Below are 17,552 nucleotides of genomic sequence, written 5' to 3' on the forward strand. Positions count from 1 at the left end.
TTTTTAGTGAGATTTTTTCTCATTAAGACATACTTCAATGATTAATATAATAATTTAAGTTGATTATTATATTAACATCATCCCTTTTAGCTTAATTTTCATACGTTATGAGGCTAAATTTTGCTTATACCCTGTATCCCCATTTTTACGCTACAATAGGTCAATTCTCGTTAACGATGTCAGTGGTATGCGCCTATTAACTGTTTGGTTTTTATTTATCATTTCTGTGTCTGCACAAGCGCTTAATAACCAAGAGCGCTTTACCGATATTGTGGCTAACGAGGTCCCTGCAGATATACGCCAAAAAGGCTTTATTTACTGTGTAAATGGGGTCGTTACCACGTTTAACCCACAATTAGTTAGTAGTGGGCTAATTGTCGACCCTCTCGGTGCTCAAATTTATGATCGGCTATTAGATGTTGATCCGTTCACTTATCGCTTGGTTCCTGAACTGGCTGCTAGATGGGAAGTTTTAGATAACGGTGCAACTTACCGTTTATACTTGCGTAAAGATGTAAAATTCCAAAATACAACTTGGTTTACACCTACACGCAATATGAATGCTGATGATGTTGTGTTCAGCTTTTCCCGCATGTTTGAGGTGAATCACCCCTATCACTACATCAATGGGGGGCATTACCCTTATTTCGATAGCTTACAGTTCGCCAACAGCGTGCAAAGCATACGTAAAATTAATAACCATACAGTGGAGTTTCGTTTGAACTCTCCTGATGCGTCTTTTTTATGGCATTTGGCGACACATTATGCTCCTATTCTTTCATCCGAATATGCCGATTTCCTTTCAAGCATAAATCGCCAAGAGCTGATCGATTGGCGACCAATTGGTACGGGGCCATTTCATTTAGATGACTACCAAGCAGGGCAATTCGTTAGACTTCTTAGAAATGACAATTATTGGAAGGGCTTGCCTCGTATGGAAGAAGTGGTTGTTGACATGGGAGCAGGTGGAACTGGCCGTATTTCAAAATTACTCACTGGGGAATGTGACGTTTTAGCTTACCCTGCCGCAAGCCAGTTAAAGGTATTACGCGATGACCCGCGTTTACGAATTTCTATGCGTTCTGGGATGAATATTGCCTACCTCGCATTTAACACCAGCAAGCCACCATTAGATAAGCTAAAAGTACGCCAAGCAATTGCGTATGCAATTAATAATGAACGTCTAATGCAATCAATTTATTACGGCACGGCAGAAACAGCCGCATCTATTTTACCAAGAGCATCATGGGCTTATGACAATCAAGCAAAGATCACCGATTATAATCCCGAACTTTCTAAGCAAATGCTCAAAGAGATGGGATTAGAAAATCTAAAACTAGATTTATGGGTACCAATCGCCTCCCAATCATATAACCCAAGCCCACTTAAGATGGCAGAGCTTATCCAAGCTGATTTAGCGCAGGTCGGTATTGTGATGAATATCCGTTCTGTCGAAGGCCGTTTCCAAGAAAACCAATTAATGGATAGAAGCCATGATATGACATTAGCGGGTTGGACAACTGACAGTAATGACCCAGACAGTTTTTTCCGTCCGCTACTGAGTTGTGCAGCAATTGGTTCCCAAACCAATTTAAGCCATTGGTGTAACCCTGCCTTTGATGAAATCTTACATAAGGCACTATTGACACAGCAATTAGCCGCACGTATAGATTATTACCACCAAGCACAGCAAATTTTAGGGGAAGATTTACCCGTCTTACCCCTCGCCTATTCTTTACGTTTACAGGCCTACCGCTATGATATAAAAGGCCTAATGATCAGTGCGTTTGGTAATACCTCATTTGCTGGCGTGTATCGTGAAATGGAGCAGCCTGAAAAAGTTTCTCCGAAAAAACAGAGGCAGAAACCATGATTATTTATTCACTGCGTCGTTTTTTACTTTTATTAGTCACGGTGTTCTTCTTATCGCTAGTCAGCTTTAGTTTAAGCTATTTTACGCCTAATGCACCTCTGAGCGGCGCATCACTTATCGATGCCTATATTTTTTATTTTGAAGGCTTACTCCATTTTGATTTTGGTGTTTCAAGTATCAACGGGGAACCCATAACGGAACAATTAAGGGACACATTCCCTGCAACCATGGAGTTATGCATTTTAGCGTTTATTTTTGCTTTAACGACAGGTATACCACTCGGTATCATTGCTGCATTTTGGCGTAACAAGCCTGCAGATATTGCTATCAGTGTCTTTGCTTTATTAGGATTTTCTGTCCCTGTATTTGTACTTGCACTGGTTTTAACTCTCTTTTTCTCATTACATCTAGGATGGCTTCCTGTATCTGGCCGAATTGACCTATTATATAATTTAAAAACGGTGACTGGCTTTGCCTTGGTTGATGCATGGCTTTCTGACTCCCCCTATCGTAAAGATATGATTATCAATGTACTTGAGCACATGGTGTTACCTGTCCTCACTTTAGCACTCGCACCAACAACCGAGGTTATTCGGTTAGTACGTAATAGCACCGAAGAAATCGCCAGTGAAAATTATATCAAAGCAGCCGCTATTCGAGGGCTTTCACGGATTAAAATCATTCGCCGCCATATTTTTCATAATGCTATTCCACCGATTATTCCTAAGCTTGGCTTACAGTTTTCTACGATGTTAACACTGACCATGGTCACTGAACTCGTTTTTAACTGGCCGGGGCTTGGTCGTTGGTTGGTTACAGCAATCCGCCAAGAAGACTACTCTGCGATTTCTGCTGGGGTGATGCTAATTGGTGCGCTCGTGATTACTGTAAATGTGCTGTCTGATATTTTAGGTGCCATGATGGACCCATTAAAACATAAGGATTGGTATGTCCTCAGATAATTTTTATCGTGAACAAAAAATGCCATCCCCAACTCGAGTGGTATGGAATATCTTCTCATCAGATGTGACCTCTATGGTGGGGTTTGTTGGTGTGTTGGTTTTATTAATTTTATGTTTTGTTGGCTCTTATCTAGCACCTTATGCACTAGATCAACAGTTTCTAGGTTACCAATTAACGCCGCCGTCTTGGTCTCATTATGGCGAAGTGGCATTCTTCTTTGGTACAGACGATCTGGGCCGTGATATTCTAAGTCGGCTATTGATTGGTACTAAATCGACATTTGGTGCCGCTATTTTAGTCACACTGATTGCGACACTTATTGGATTAGTTCTCGGCTGCTTAGCTGGGATGACTCGTGGGTTAAAATCTGCAATTTTTAACCATATACTCGATACCTTACTGTCAATTCCTTCCTTATTACTGGCAATTATTGTTGTCGCCTTTATGGGCGCTAGCCTACAAAATGCAATGTTAGCTATTTGCCTTGCATTAATTCCACGAATGGTAAGAACTATCTATGTCGCTGTACATGATGAGTTAGATAAAGAATACATCGTTGCCGCACGCCTTGATGGCGCTTCAAACATTTTTATTTTATGGTATACCGTACTTCCTAACATTACCCCTATTCTCGTCACTGAACTGACTCGAGCACTTTCTATCGCTATTTTAGATATTGCTGCTTTAGGTTTTCTTGATTTAGGTGCGCAACTTCCCTCTTCTGAATGGGGTGCAATGCTAGGTGATACTTTAGAGCTTATCTATGTGGCTCCTTGGACGGTTATCTTGCCAGGTGCTGCCATCATGATAAGCGTGCTTTTTGTTAACCTTTTAGGTGACGGGCTACATCGTGCCATCAACGCGGGGGTTGAATAATGCCACTTCTAGACATCCGCAATTTAACTATCGAATTTATGACTGCAAATGGCCCCGTCAAAGCGGTTGACCGCGTTTCAATGACGCTATCTGAGGGGGAAATAAGAGGTTTAGTTGGCGAATCAGGTTCCGGAAAAAGCCTTATTGCAAAAGCTATCTGTGGCGTGACTAAAGATAATATTCGAGTAAAAGCTGACCGTTTTCGCTTTCAAGACATTGACTTACTAAAACTCAGCCCACGTAAACGCCGCAAACTAATTGGCCATAATATCTCGATGATATTTCAAGAGCCACAATCTTGTCTCGATCCAGCTGCTGATATTGGTAAACAGCTTATCCAAGCTATCCCAGGGTGGACTTATAAAGGCCGCTGGTGGCAACGTTTTAATTGGCGTAAACGTCGTGCTATAGAGCTATTGCACCGTGTGGGGATAAAAGATCATAAAGATATCATGCGCAGTTATCCTTATGAATTAACCGATGGTGAATGTCAAAAAGTCATGATAGCGATTGCCATCGCTAACCAACCCCGGTTATTAATCGCTGATGAACCCACCAATGCGATGGAGTCAACTACTCAGGCTCAAATTTTCCGTTTATTGGATAAATTAAACCAAAACAATAATATGGGAATTTTACTCATTAGTCATGACATGGAAATGATGTCGAAACTTGTTGATCGCATCAATGTACTCTATTGCGGGCAAACAGTTGAAAGCGCAACTCCTGAAGATATTCTACAACGGCCACGCCACCCTTATACTCAAGCACTAATCCGCTCAATCCCTGATTTTGAAAGCCCTCTTCCCCATAAAGGGCGGTTAAATACGTTACCTGGTGCAATTCCTTCACTTGAACATTTGCCCATTGGTTGTCGCCTTGGACCTCGTTGCCCCTATGCACAACGAACTTGCATCAACGCGCCACAATTACGCAATATTAAAGGCCATCTCGTTGCTTGCCATTACCCGCTAAACACCGAGGAACAACCCTAAATGGAAACCTTACTTGAAGTCCGTAATCTCACAAAAACTTTCCGTTTTCGTGAAGGGTTATTTCATCGACACGAATTACAAGCCGTCAAACCCGTTAGCTTTAACTTACAGGCAGGCCAGACATTAGCTATCATTGGCGCCAATGGCTCAGGAAAATCAACCCTTGCGCGAATGTTATCAGGCGTTGTAGAACCCACCAGCGGCGATATTTTCATTCGTGGACAACGCCTGAATTTTGGCGATTATAGCTACCGTTGCCAGCGTATTCGCATGATTTTCCAAGATCCAAGTACATCCCTAAACCCAAGGCAGCGTATTGGTCAAACGCTTGAGCTCCCTTTAAAATTAAACACTGACTTAACTGGAATAGAACGTGAAAGGCGTATTATTCAAACGCTTCGCCAAGTCGGGTTACTCGCCGACCACGCTGAATATTATCCACACATGTTAGCATCTGGACAAAAACAACGTATTGCATTGGCAAGAGCACTTATTCTACAACCCGAAATTATTATTGCTGATGAAGCGTTAGCTTCGTTAGACATGTCCATGCGCTCGCAAATCATCAACTTAATGTTAGATTTACAAGCAAAACAAGATATTGCATTTATCTATGTTACCCAGCACTTGGGGATGATGAAACACGTCAGCGATAAAATGCTTGTCATGGATAAAGGCGAAGTTGTTGAGCGTGGTAATACCGCAGAGGTTTTAGCTGCCCCTCTTCACGACGTTACTCGCCGGTTAATTGAAAGTCACTTTGGTGAACCCCTGTCGATTGATGCTTGGCGACAAGACTTGTAACTGTTATTCAGTTGTCTGTGGGTAAACACCTTCACAGGCAACAAATTAAACATCTTATTTAACGTGCTATCGTCACATTGGCTTTAATATGTTTAAGGTGAACGACTATCGTAAATGTGACAATCACCAACAGTGACCATGCTCCCCACTTACCTGCATGTACCATTGACCAAGCACCAATTTGGTTTGGATACTGCCAAACACCAAAAAATGTCCCAAAATTCTCAGCTAGCCAAATAAAAAAACCAATTAGCATAAATGCAAGTAATAATGGCATTTTTCGCTCTTTATCTAGCGGAGTGTAAAAAACCATACTGCGCGCATACAACCCCATAATAAACGTCGCTAAATACCAACGATAATCATCAATATAATGGTGGCTAAAAAAATTAATATAAATAGCCAGTGCGACTAGTGTCGCCATCCAATAAGGTGGATAGTGTTCAATTCTTACTTTAAAAAATCGCCAAGATTGAATGATATAGCTCCCTACGGCGGCATACATAAAACCAGTAAATAGAGGAACTCCCCAAAGCTTCGTATAGGCCTCATCGGGATATTGCCAAGAACCTATCGTTGCTGAAGTTTTAAATAGCTCCATCATAAAACCGACTAAATGGAAAACACAAATAGCCTTTAATTCATCCCAAGTTTCTAACTTTGACCACACTAACAAAGCTTGAAAAGCAACGGCAAAAATTAGTAACAGGTCATAGCGAGGGATACCTATTAATCCTTTAGCTGGGACTAAGAATAGTGCCAAAAAGAAAAAACCAGCGAATAAACAAGAACGAGCATTAATTAAACCGAAAAACCAAAACTCTAATAGAAAGCGTTTAATTCCATGGCTATTATTCGGCTGGTGAGCCATTAAAATTTGGTCTAACTTTCCTAAAAAATTCAATTTCTGACACAAACTGGTCATCTATTCACTCACCTATTCTTTTATTATTCGGTTTGTTTTCTTTCCGAAGATTAGGCGAGGAGTTTAGCAAAATCGAATTACTCTACATAAGGTAACTATCTTAAATTTATGCATTTTTATTATTTATAGCTTTAATCACTAGATTTACACTACCTATTAATATTGACGATACTTTCCATCCAATTATGGGTTTTATTGTTTAACTCGCACCTGATGGCAATTCGTTAATAGAAAGTAATGATATACTTAAGCAATATGTGTTTATTTGCTATATGAATGCCAACTCAACAATTTAGGAGTTTTATGATGAAATTATATTACGCTCCCGGTGCTTGCTCACTTTCTCCTCACATCATTCTGCGTGAAACAGGTTTAGATTTCAGTATTGAACGAGTAAATATAAAAGAGAAAAAAACTGAGAAAGGTGAAGACTTTTTAGCAATAAACCCAAAAGGACAAGTACCCACTTTAGTGTTAGATAATGGCGAACAACTCACAGAAGGTGCTGTAATTGTCCAATATATTGCGGACCAAAAACCGGATCGTAACCTAATCGCACTTCCTGGTTCTATGAAACGTTATCACCAATTAGAAGCTTTAAACTTTATTTCGACAGAACTACATAAAAATTTCTCACCTTTATTCACTCCAGGAACACCAGAAGAGTATAAAGATACTGTCCGTAATGTATTGTTTAATAAGTTTGCGTATGTTGATAACGTGCTCGCTAAACAGGCTTTCTTTGCTGGAGATACTTTTAGTGTCGCAGATGCCTATTTATTCACTGTGAGTAATTGGGCAAAACACGTTGGGCTCGATTTAACTAGCCTGACCCACCTGCAAGATTACAGTGCTAAAATAGCTAAACGCCCTAATGTTCAAGATGCATTAAAAGCGGAAGGACTAATCTAATCTGTAAAATAGCACGCTTTCAGTAGTGCGCTGTAAGGTTGTTGATAAAGCGGGAAAAAACATAGTTTTTCCCGCTTTATGTTATCAACTAAAATTTTATCAGCTGAAAAGCAGCTTAATCTAATTGTGTTGCACAGAAGTTATGTTCTGGGTTAACCATTTTGTCTTGAGCAGCGACGAGTTGTAATTCGTACTCCCCCATCTCTTTGGTTTTTATCATCACTTCATATACTGCAGCAGCAACGTGCTCTAATCCCTTATCTAAGCGCTCACCTTTCAATAAGTTAACCAACATTAAACCACTGGTCAAGTCACCGACACCTACAGGTTGTTTTTCACCAAAGTCAACAAGAGGACGGCTAACATGCCAACTGTGCTCTGCTGTTACAAGGATCATTTCAAAACGATCTGCGCGATACCCTGCTCGGCTTAAATGTTTAACAAGAACGATTTTAGGGCCTTTGTGACACAATTCACGTGCAGCTTGGGTAGCTTCTTCAACATTTTTAATTGTTCTACCCGTTAATGTTTCTAATTCTAATAAATTTGGTGCGATAACATCACTCGCGGCCAATGCACGCTCACAAAGGAATTCAGCAACTCCCGGAGCAACAATACAGCCTTTCTCCGGATGCCCCATTACTGGATCACAAAAATAGAGGGCTTGCGGATTAGCTACTTTGACCCTTTCCACGATAGCAAGAATATCATTTCCTTGCTCAGCTGAACCGATATAACCGCTTAATACAGCATCACAAATTTCTAATTTATGGATTTTAGCTAAACCATCAATGATGTCGGTTAAGTGTTGTGCGGAAAAAACACTTCCGGTCCATTGTGAATACTGTGTATGATTCGAAAACTGTACGGTATTGAGTGGCCACACATCTACGCCCATTCGGCACATAGGAAATGCGGCAGCACTGTTTCCTGCATGGCCGAAAACAACATGGGATTGAATTGATAATACGCTTTTCATTGAAAACCCAAAGAATTGTTATGTCGAATGAAGAGAAATCAGTGATTATCCGTTGCTAATATGGATATACTCCAAATAATTCTAATTACATGTAAGCGGCTTGAGAAAATAGCTCGAATTATATACATCGATATATAATTCGAAGAGCATAGCACAATTAACACTCATGCAACTTGAAGTATGACGAGTATAGCCCGGAAAATTCCGGGCTGATATTACAAAGGTTAGTCAGAGCTATTTCCAATTAATTAAACAGTCGTTTTTCTTACCACGACGGATCAAGGTATAACGACCAAACAGGCGATCTGCGTCAGAGAACACATACATTGGCTCTGTTTGTTTTTGGCCATTAATTGATACCGCGTTAGAACTAATTGCCGTTCTTGCTTGCCCACGAGAAGGCACTAACTCTGAATCAACTAAAGCTTGCTGTAAATCCGCACCTGCTTCCAAAGTGATACAAGGCATGCCATCTTGAGCCAATTGCTCAAAATCAGCTTCAGTTAAATCAGATACTGCACCAGAGAATAAGCTTTCTGTAATACGTTTCGCTGCTGCTAACCCTTCTTCGCCATGTACCAGTTTAGTGACTAACTCCGCTAATACATATTGAGCTCGAGGTGCCTTTCCACTGTTTTTATCTTCTTCTTCTAGCGCATTGATTTCATCTAGTTCCATGAATGTGAAGAATTTTAAGAAGCGATAAACATCCGCATCTGCAGTGTTGATCCAGAACTGATAGAATTTATACTGGCTGGTTTTCTTGGAGTCTAACCAAACTGCACCACCTTCAGTTTTACCAAATTTAGTGCCATCTGCTTTAGTAATCAGAGGAACCGTCATACCAAATACTTGGTTTTGGTGTAAGCGACGTGTTAAATCGATACCGGAAGTAATGTTACCCCATTGGTCAGAGCCACCAATTTGCAGCTCTACACCCATCTCTTTGTTCATATTTGCGAAGTCATAACCTTGTAAAAGGTTATAAGCAAACTCAGTAAAAGAGATACCAACGTCATCACGATTTAAACGTTGCTTAACAGACTCACGGTTAATCATTTGGTTAACCGAAAAATGTTTACCAATATCGCGCAAGAAAGTCAGCACATCCATTTTGCCAAACCAATCATAGTTATTAGCAAGGCGTGCACTGTTATCACCACAATCAAAGCTTAAAAACGGTGAAACTTGGTTACGGATTTTTTCTACCCACTCTTGAACGGTTTCTGTGGTGTTTAATTTACGCTCAGTAGCTTTAAAGCTCGGGTCGCCAATAAGGCCCGTTGCACCACCGACCAACGCCACAGGCTTGTGCCCGGCTAGTTGGAATCGTTTTAAACACAGCAAAGGAACCAGATGTCCCAAATGCAAGCTATCAGCGGTAGGATCGAAGCCACAATAGAGAGAGATAGGGCCCTGCGCCAGTCTCTCTGCTAACGCATCCTCATCCGTTACCTGGGCAACGAGGCCCCGCTCTTGCAATTGTTTAATCAGGTTATTGCTAGACATCAATGACTCCATCAGTTGTATTTTGTCTATCTATTTTGGTTTGAATGACCAGTAAGTTTGAGAGGCTTATCAAAAACTCACCAGTGTAATTTGTCAATTTACTTAAATGAGGCTATAGCATAAAGCGCATATCAATTAAGTGCCAGCTAAAAAACATGATCCTAAGGGGCTAATCTATCAATTTTCCAGCCATCACCTTCTCGCTGGTATAAAAAACGGTCGTGCAAACGGTGTGCACCGCCTTGCCAAAATTCAACACTATTAAATACCACTCGATATCCTCCCCAAAAACTAGGCAATGGGACGTCACCGTTCTTAAATTTTTGTTTTAGTTCTAAAAATTTCCCTTCTAAAATACCACGCGCTGAAATTTTAGAAGACTGTGCTGATGCCCATGCTGCAATTTGGCTATCTTTCGGCCTACTATGAAAATATTTTACAACTTCAATAGGGTTTAAACGCTCAGCAACCCCAGTGAAATTGACTTGGCGCTCTAATGGGTACCATGGAAAATGTAGGCTAATTTTATTATTTTTTTCTAAATGCTGTGCTTTTCGGCTACCTAAATTGGTATAAAATACAAGGCCTTTATCATCAAAATGTTTTAAAAGTACAATACGCTGGTAGGGTTGCCCGGTTTCATCCACAGTAGCAACACACATTGCTGTTGGGTCACTCAAGCGAGCTTCACACGCCTGCTTCATCCAGAGTTCGAAAAGCGTCAGTGGGTTTGGCGTTAAGTCATTACGTCTTAACCCACCTTTTGTGTATTCACGACGTACCGATGCAAGATCTATTTCACCTAGCTCGTTCATTTTTATGTCCTTTACCACAGTTATTTTTTATCGGTATTTTTAGGGTATATTGCCCCAAGCACAGTCTCTTTACTTGCCCCAGTAACAGAGGCTAAATTTCCAGGAAGACCAGATACCGTTCTAGCAGCTAGCCATGCAAAAGCCAAGGCTTCCATGTCATCACCACTTAAACCAAATTTATCACTTGGTGCCACTTCAATTCCCGGAAGCAAGGCTGCCATCCGTTGCATTAGAAAAGTATTCTTTGCCCCTCCACCACATACTATTAAGCGCTCACAACCGCCACACAGTAATACTTGTTCTGCGATAGAAGCTGCGGTTAATTCGCACAGAGTGGCTTGAACATCGTCAGCTGAAATTGATGGAAAATGAACTAAATGCTGCTCTAACCATTGTGTGTTGAAATACTCACGCCCCGTACTTTTCGGTGATGAACGTCTAAAGTATGGGTCACTTAGCATCGCTTTTAGTAATGCATGATCAACTTGACCTCGACTTGCCCATTCACCGTCTTTATCATATGCCTGTTGCTTTATACGCCAGCTCCACGTATCCATTAACATATTTCCCGGCCCTGTGTCATAACCCTTAACATAGGCACCAGGTAATAAAGCAGTGACATTAGCTATTCCACCAATATTTAGTACAATTCGTTTTTCTGTAGGATGCCCTAAAACAGCTAAGTGAAATGCAGGAACTAAAGGTGCTCCCTGTCCCCCATAAGCCATATCTCTTCGGCGAAAATCACCTACCGTCGCGATCCCTGTTAAAGCGGCAATACGGTTGTTGTCGCCTAACTGCATAGTAAAAGGCTGTTCGCCATCGGGCTCATGCCAAACAGTTTGCCCATGGCAACCGATAGCAATGATATCTTCAGATGTTAAACCAGTTTGAATAAGAAGTTGGTTTACCGCATCTGCATATAAAGAGCCTAACTCTCGATCAATTTTACCAACCTCTGATAGCGTTGTTGTTTGCCCTTGGCATATATCTAAAATTCTTTTTTTTAATTCAATGGGAAATGCAACACTCAAACTGGATTGCTCTGCGACAAATTTGTCACTAATTGCGGCAAGAACGACATCAACACCATCTAGGCTAGTTCCTGACATAACCCCTATGTAACGACCTGATTTCATCATTATTCTTGTTCCTTCAGAGTGCACATTAACTTTACAACGCTCAGCTACAAAAGATTGTGCTTTGATGACAAATTTTGTCAACAATTCGATGCAATTTCTCGGAGCGCTTCGCAGGAATAATAAATAAATGCTCTAAAACTAAAAATTGCTAGACAACCCAACTAAAAAGACGTTTTGTAATATCTGAAACTTTCATTTTCAATATAATGATACATAATACATTTATCAGCTTAGCAATACTGTTTAGTATTTCAGCTAAAGTTTTAACGCACTATTCTTTTAGCAACTGGTGCGAAATGATGCTCATAAGCTGACTACCCTATATGAATATTTAACAAAGAGTGCCTTATTGAATGAAATCATCTCGAATTTGAGATATTTTACCTAGTGTTTACACTCTATTTAAATCAAAATCGGTAATCTAACCATCGCTTTTTAATATCATTATTTTGATACTTGTTGTGTTTATGGTGAAAACAAATATACGATGCTATGTTAGTGCCACAGACAGCAAATCTCATAGGAGTTCTTATGCTTAAGAAAGTTTTTGTAGGTGTTGTAGCAGTTGCAGCTTTATCAGGCTGTGTCAATACCAGTACGCTTTCTGGTGATACTATTTCAGCCAAGGATGCGAAACAGGTACAGACTGTGACTTATGGTACTGTTCTGAATGCTCGCCCTGTGACTATTCAAGCTGGTGAAGACGGTAACGTGATTGGTGCAATTGGTGGTGCTGTTCTTGGTGGGTTATTAGGTAACACCATCGGTGGTGGTACAGGTAACACATTAGCAACTGCCGCAGGTGCTATTGCAGGTGGTTTAGCTGGTCAGGAAGCTCAAGGCGCATTAAATAGAAGCCAAGGTGTTCAATTAGAAATCCGCCTCGATAGCGGTAAAAACATTGTTGTTGTTCAAAAACAAGACCCAAGCACCTTCCGTAATGGCCAACGTGTTATGATTGCGAATAGCGGAAATACTGTTACTGTGTCTCCTCGGTAATCATACAGTACTAAATTAGGCATGCTCACCAGCCATGGCCGGTGAGCATTACTTACAAATAGTATTGCTGAATGATATCGTTACTTTATGGTAGATAATCATATTTTTTATTTATTGTGCATGGCTTTTGAATGACACAATTTCTTGTTTACATATAAATGCCTTGCATTCAAATCAATAAATCTATTTTAGCCTATCTCCTTTAATAAAGTATTTATTAGTATCTACCGATAAATTAGCTAGCTAACAATTAAAAATGAAGGTATCACATCGAAAAAATAATTAATAGCCTTAACTATATTTCATAATAATAATGATTTAATGAAAATTATAACCAAGTGTAATTACTATTTCATTAAAAAATCATATACTAAATTATTTTAAACACAAATTTAATAATTAATATGTCATTCATTAGCTAGGCATATTTTTTACATCAAGAGTCATTTTGTAGCCTCAAGATATTTTTTTCAAGTTTCATAAGTAACTGTGATAGTTGGTAAAGTTCATCTTTACTAATGTTGTTCAATATTTCTATACGCGTATTATTTATGACTTGGTCTACCGTTTTAATAAAGGGTTCAGACTCTTCCGTTAATTTTATTCTTTTAGCTCTCCTATCATTTGTACAAGTATGTCTAGAAATCAATTTTTTTTCCTCTAATTGATCTAGAGTCCTTACTAATGAAGGCTGTTCAATACCAATCGCTTTCGCTAACTGTATTTGAGATTGCTCAGGTGGTAGTTGACTTATATTATGCAATGTAACCCAATGTGTCTGTGTAAGCTTAAGAGGCTTCAAACGATAGTCGATTAATGCTCTCCACATGCGAACAACACGTGATAACTCTGTCCCAATTTGTGATTCCAATTTACCCTCCTTTATATAATTATAATGTCTAAAAAATATACCGTCCTCATATTATTTTTTGAATTATATATTAATTTCCTTTTATATTTACAGCTTTTTATTTATACATTAGCTATTAAATACCTATTCCTAGTTATAGTAGCTGTTTTATTATGCGATATATCTCTAATTAATACATCACTGATTCATCCATTATCTCAATCTAGGATTAATAAGATAACCTATCAATTATCTTATTAATAAGAATAGCCGCACTCTCCTTTTTGATCTATCTATTTTAGCTCTTATAGTAGCCATGAATAACAATAAAAAAAGTAACGCCAAATAATTCTTTAAAAAACAAATAAATATAGTTAATCTTAAAATCATGTTAATTACAGTCATTTTGATTCAACCTATACCTATTTTGAATAAATAAAATTTTATTGAAATATAAACCAAGAAATAAATATTTTGCTAATAATTCAACCTGAATTAGTTTACATTAGAAATAAAACATTTGATTTATTTTTATGATTATATTAAAAACTGTGAACTAAAAGAGTTGTTGTTGTGTATCTATGATTTTTTCTTGTTCTGTTTTTTTATTTAATATTCTTAAATAACGTTGACGACATAAACGAAGTACATTTCGTTTTTCAGTATCAGAGAATTTTAGCCAATTAAAACGCTCATCACGAGTGCGATAGCAACCTCGACAATAGCCTTGTTCATTACTTTGGCAAATACCACGGCAAGGGCTGGGGATCTCAAAAAATTCAAGTTGTTCCGCCATAAGTTTCCCCTTCAAAAGAAAAAATCACTGATAAATGTATGATATACTCCTGAAAATGAGTATTACCATTATTTGTTCAAAAAACAAACTGTAATCATTGTATTTATTAATTTAAGCACGTTATATTAATAAGTAAATCGATTCAGGCTGATTCTAAGAGGTTTAAAAATGCGCTTACTCCATACTATGTTACGTGTTACTGATATGCAGCGTTCTATTGATTTTTACACGAAAGTGTTAGGCATGCGTTTATTAAGAACTAGTGAAAATACAGAGTATAAATATTCTCTCGCATTTGTTGGCTACAGCGATGAAAGTGAAGGCGCCGTAATCGAGTTGACCTATAACTGGGGGGTTGACCAATACGATATGGGTAACGCATATGGTCATATCGCCTTGGGCGTCGATGATGTTGCAAAAACTTGCGATGATATACGTAGTGCAGGTGGTAACGTAACACGTGAAGCCGGCCCTGTTAAAGGTGGAACAACAGTGATTGCTTTTGTTGAAGACCCTGATGGCTATAAGATTGAGTTGATCGAAAACAAAAGCGCAAGTAAAGGCTTAGGCCATTAATTAGCTATATAATTTAAAAGTACTATATAATTTAAAGTTTAGGTGCCAAATCTAGCGCCTAAACTTTTATCACTGTTTACCTGCAAATTTTTACTGGTTTTGGCATAATGTTACCTAACCAGAAAACTAAAATTGAAAGTCCTAATGTCTGAAAAAAACAATCCAAATGCCCTAGTGAACCGTTTCAGGGGATACTATCCTGTCGTTATTGATGTTGAAACAGGCGGGTTCAATGCTAAAACTGACGGCCTATTAGAAATTGCTGCCATCACCTTAAAAATGGATAAAGACGGCTGGCTCTCCATGGATGAAACATTACATTTTCATGTAGAACCTTTTGAAGGTGCTAATCTTGAGCCATCTGCTCTTGCCTTCACAGGGATTGATCCAACAAACCCTCTACGCGGTGCTGTTAGTGAATATGAGGCTCTTCATGCGATATTCAAAGTCATTCGCAAAGGAATGAAAAATACAGATTGCAATCGTGCAATTATTGTCGCTCATAATGCAAATTTTGATCACAGTTTTGTGATGAATGCAGCCGAACGAGCAGGTTTAAAACGTAATCCTTTCCATCCATTTGCAACCTTCGATACTGCGGCACTGAGCGGCTTAGTATTCGGTCAAACAATTCTAGCAAAAGCTTGTGTTTCCGCAGGTATTCCATTTGATGGTAAACAAGCTCATGGCGCACTGTATGACACCAATCGAACGGCTCTGCTATTTTGTGAGATCGTTAATAAATGGAAAAAGCTGGGTGGTTGGCCAATTATTGAAGAATCCCAATAATTTTTTAATTAATCGCTATTACATAAAAAAACCGTGTTTGATAAAAAGTAATAAGTGCTTTCATCAAATACGGTTTTTACGTTTTTATTTATGGCTTAATTTAGTCTGTGCTAGCTTCATCTGCTGGACGATACTTATCAGCAGTTTCTTTAATTAGAGATTGGAGCTCACCACGCTGGAACATTTCCATGATGATATCACAGCCACCGACCAGCTCACCGTCAACCCATAGTTGAGGAAACGTTGGCCAATTTGCGTATTTTGGCAATTCAGCGCGGATATCTGGGTTTTGTAAGATATCGACATATGCAAAACGCTCACCACAAGAAGACAGAGCTTGTACTGCTTGAGCAGAAAAACCACAGCTCGGAAGTTTAGGAGAGCCTTTCATATATAATAAAATTGGGTTTTCTTTAATTTGGCGCTCAATTCTTTCAATAGTTGTCATTTTTTAACTTCCTTAAAACAAAGATGCAGGTTTTGCAGTCAGCCGGTAACTGGGAGTCTACCGCAACTTAACAGAATACATTGACTGATATAATAGGAAACTGAATTGTTTCATACAATATGCCAGTTTTATAGGGGCATTACTATAGCATTCCAAAAAACAAAAAGGCACCTTTTCTATCTTCTCTCTACTTAAGTCAAACAAGTAGCTATTTCTAGATAAAAACCGAAACTTAATATCTTTAGATTTTTCGATTACAATATCTATATGATTTTTATGTGTAATACCTCTATTTATTTGTTAACATCTTAGTAACACTATTACCTTTATCTTTGTATGGTTTATCGTGTTATCATTAATGTATTAAGTATCATATCGCCAATAGGCGAAACTGTAATGATAAGCTGTCACATATTATTTCGCTCATTTTAAGAGCAAACACCCTAAGTATATTGATATAAAAGCAATCAAGGAGTACGCAATGTCATTTGAACTACCCGCTTTACCGTATGCAAAAGATGCTTTAGAACCTTATATCTCTGCTGAAACCTTAGAATATCACTATGGTAAGCACCACAACACTTACGTTGTTAACTTGAACAACCTCATCAAAGGCACTAACTTTGAAGGAAAATCTTTAGAAGAAATCATTAAAACTTCTGAAGCAGGCGTTTTTAACAACGCGGCACAAGTTTGGAATCACACTTTCTATTGGAATTGCTTAGCACCAAACGCTGGTGGCGAGCCAACAGGTAAAGTCGCTGAAGCTATCAATAAGGCATTCGGTTCTTTTGCTGAATTTAAAGCTCAATTTACTGATGCAGCAACCAAAAACTTCGGTGCGGGCTGGACTTGGTTAGTGAAAAAAGCGGATGGTAACCTTGCTATTGTAAATACATCCAATGCTGCAACACCTATTTCTGGTGATGATAAGCCTGTGTTAACTGTCGATATTTGGGAACATGCTTATTATATCGATTACCGTAACGCTCGCCCTAAATATTTAGAAAATTTCTGGGCGCTAGTTAACTGGAAATTTGTGGAAGAAAATTTAGCATAACAATTTCTGCTTATTGCTAGGTATAGATACAATAAGGGCGAGATATTCTCGCCCTTATTAAATTCACCCTATTCGAGGCTGAAATAAAATCAGAAAATATGTGCAGCAAGAAATATAATCAATGCTAATGAGCCCAACGCAGCAAGCAAACCATATTTAACATCTGTATCCATGAGTTCCTCTCATCCAAACGTAGTTAAACAACTAAATAACCATACAAAAATCAATGTTATTCAGTATA

At 38.8% G+C, this 17,552-nt stretch carries 18 protein-coding genes; 10 read left to right on the plus strand and 8 right to left on the minus strand.

Annotated elements, in window-relative coordinates:
- The first annotated feature begins 187 nt into the window (after window positions 1-187).
- From sapA to sapF, 5 genes are read left to right on the plus strand one after another with little or no spacing between them, the layout of a single operon-like run.
- Complete coding sequence (sapA, locus tag PZ638_RS12170) at window positions 188-1,873, plus strand: ABC transporter substrate-binding protein SapA (protein ID WP_094961772.1); 1,686 nt, start codon at window positions 188-190, stop codon at window positions 1,871-1,873.
- On the plus strand, window positions 1,870-2,835 hold the full coding sequence (sapB, locus tag PZ638_RS12175) for a putrescine export ABC transporter permease SapB (protein ID WP_094961771.1): 966 nt from the start codon (window positions 1,870-1,872) through the stop codon (window positions 2,833-2,835). The genes sapA and sapB overlap by 4 nt, the downstream gene beginning before the upstream one ends.
- Window positions 2,822-3,712, plus strand: coding sequence for a putrescine export ABC transporter permease SapC (gene sapC / locus PZ638_RS12180; RefSeq protein WP_094961770.1), 891 nt, complete (start codon window positions 2,822-2,824; stop codon window positions 3,710-3,712). The genes sapB and sapC overlap by 14 nt, the downstream gene beginning before the upstream one ends.
- Entirely contained in the window at window positions 3,712-4,707 is a 996-nt protein-coding gene (gene sapD / locus PZ638_RS12185; protein WP_094961769.1) for a putrescine export ABC transporter ATP-binding protein SapD, read from the plus strand. Before sapC ends, sapD begins: the two co-directional genes overlap by 1 nt.
- The gene (gene sapF / locus PZ638_RS12190; protein WP_004263864.1) at window positions 4,708-5,511 is read left to right on the plus strand and encodes a putrescine export ABC transporter ATP-binding protein SapF; all 804 of its coding nucleotides are present in this window, start codon (window positions 4,708-4,710) and stop codon (window positions 5,509-5,511) included.
- A 58-nt stretch (window positions 5,512-5,569) separates the two neighbouring features.
- Here sapF and PZ638_RS12195 read toward each other — a convergent pair whose 3' ends face one another.
- On the minus strand, window positions 5,570-6,436 hold the full coding sequence (locus tag PZ638_RS12195; protein ID WP_094961768.1) for a DUF817 domain-containing protein: 867 nt from the start codon (window positions 6,434-6,436) through the stop codon (window positions 5,570-5,572).
- Between the two features lie 306 nt (window positions 6,437-6,742).
- On the opposite strand from PZ638_RS12195, the gene gstA reads away from it, so the two are divergent.
- Complete coding sequence (gene gstA, locus PZ638_RS12200; protein WP_036958678.1) at window positions 6,743-7,348, plus strand: glutathione transferase GstA; 606 nt, start codon at window positions 6,743-6,745, stop codon at window positions 7,346-7,348.
- Between the two features lie 115 nt (window positions 7,349-7,463).
- On the opposite strand, the gene pdxY is transcribed toward gstA, so the two are convergent.
- The 4 genes from pdxY to anmK form a co-directional block, all read right to left on the minus strand.
- Window positions 7,464-8,327, minus strand: a complete 864-nt coding sequence (gene pdxY / locus PZ638_RS12205; RefSeq protein WP_094961767.1) for a pyridoxal kinase PdxY — start codon at window positions 8,325-8,327, stop codon at window positions 7,464-7,466.
- Between the two features lie 234 nt (window positions 8,328-8,561).
- A complete protein-coding gene (gene tyrS / locus PZ638_RS12210) occupies window positions 8,562-9,836 on the minus strand; it encodes a tyrosine--tRNA ligase (protein ID WP_094961766.1) in 1,275 nt (424 codons plus the stop codon).
- Between the two features lie 161 nt (window positions 9,837-9,997).
- Window positions 9,998-10,651, minus strand: a complete 654-nt coding sequence (gene pdxH / locus PZ638_RS12215; RefSeq protein WP_036958675.1) for a pyridoxamine 5'-phosphate oxidase — start codon at window positions 10,649-10,651, stop codon at window positions 9,998-10,000.
- 20 nt (window positions 10,652-10,671) lie between these two features.
- Window positions 10,672-11,793 carry an anhydro-N-acetylmuramic acid kinase gene (gene anmK / locus PZ638_RS12220; RefSeq protein WP_172412250.1) on the minus strand — a complete coding sequence of 374 codons (1,122 nt, stop codon included), beginning with the start codon at window positions 11,791-11,793 and terminating at the stop codon, window positions 10,672-10,674.
- 531 nt (window positions 11,794-12,324) lie between these two features.
- Here anmK and PZ638_RS12225 point away from each other — a divergent pair.
- A complete protein-coding gene (locus tag PZ638_RS12225) occupies window positions 12,325-12,792 on the plus strand; it encodes an outer membrane lipoprotein (protein ID WP_036958672.1) in 468 nt (155 codons plus the stop codon).
- Window positions 12,793-13,228: 436 nt separating this feature from the next.
- Here the strand turns inward: PZ638_RS12225 and slyA are convergent, their stop codons facing one another.
- Window positions 13,229-13,663 (minus strand): transcriptional regulator SlyA, encoded by a 435-nt coding sequence (slyA, locus tag PZ638_RS12230; RefSeq protein ID WP_094961765.1) that lies wholly within the window; start codon window positions 13,661-13,663, stop codon window positions 13,229-13,231.
- 535 nt (window positions 13,664-14,198) lie between these two features.
- A complete protein-coding gene (locus PZ638_RS12235) occupies window positions 14,199-14,438 on the minus strand; it encodes a DUF1289 domain-containing protein (protein WP_004263835.1) in 240 nt (79 codons plus the stop codon).
- 168 nt (window positions 14,439-14,606) lie between these two features.
- On the opposite strand from PZ638_RS12235, the gene gloA reads away from it, so the two are divergent.
- Both gloA and rnt read left to right on the plus strand, forming a co-directional pair.
- Entirely contained in the window at window positions 14,607-15,014 is a 408-nt protein-coding gene (gene gloA, locus PZ638_RS12240) for a lactoylglutathione lyase (RefSeq protein ID WP_036958666.1), read from the plus strand.
- Between the two features lie 144 nt (window positions 15,015-15,158).
- A complete protein-coding gene (gene rnt / locus PZ638_RS12245) occupies window positions 15,159-15,803 on the plus strand; it encodes a ribonuclease T (protein ID WP_004263830.1) in 645 nt (214 codons plus the stop codon).
- A gap of 100 nt (window positions 15,804-15,903) precedes the next feature.
- On the opposite strand, the gene PZ638_RS12250 is transcribed toward rnt, so the two are convergent.
- On the minus strand, window positions 15,904-16,251 hold the full coding sequence (locus PZ638_RS12250) for a Grx4 family monothiol glutaredoxin (protein WP_004263827.1): 348 nt from the start codon (window positions 16,249-16,251) through the stop codon (window positions 15,904-15,906).
- Between the two features lie 481 nt (window positions 16,252-16,732).
- Here PZ638_RS12250 and sodB point away from each other — a divergent pair, with 481 nt between their 5' ends.
- Window positions 16,733-17,311 carry a superoxide dismutase [Fe] gene (sodB, locus tag PZ638_RS12255; protein ID WP_004263823.1) on the plus strand — a complete coding sequence of 193 codons (579 nt, stop codon included), beginning with the start codon at window positions 16,733-16,735 and terminating at the stop codon, window positions 17,309-17,311.
- The last annotated feature ends 241 nt before the right edge of the window (window positions 17,312-17,552 follow it).

It is taken from the genome of Providencia hangzhouensis, assembly GCF_029193595.2.
Classification (GTDB): Bacteria; Pseudomonadota; Gammaproteobacteria; order Enterobacterales; family Enterobacteriaceae; genus Providencia; species Providencia hangzhouensis.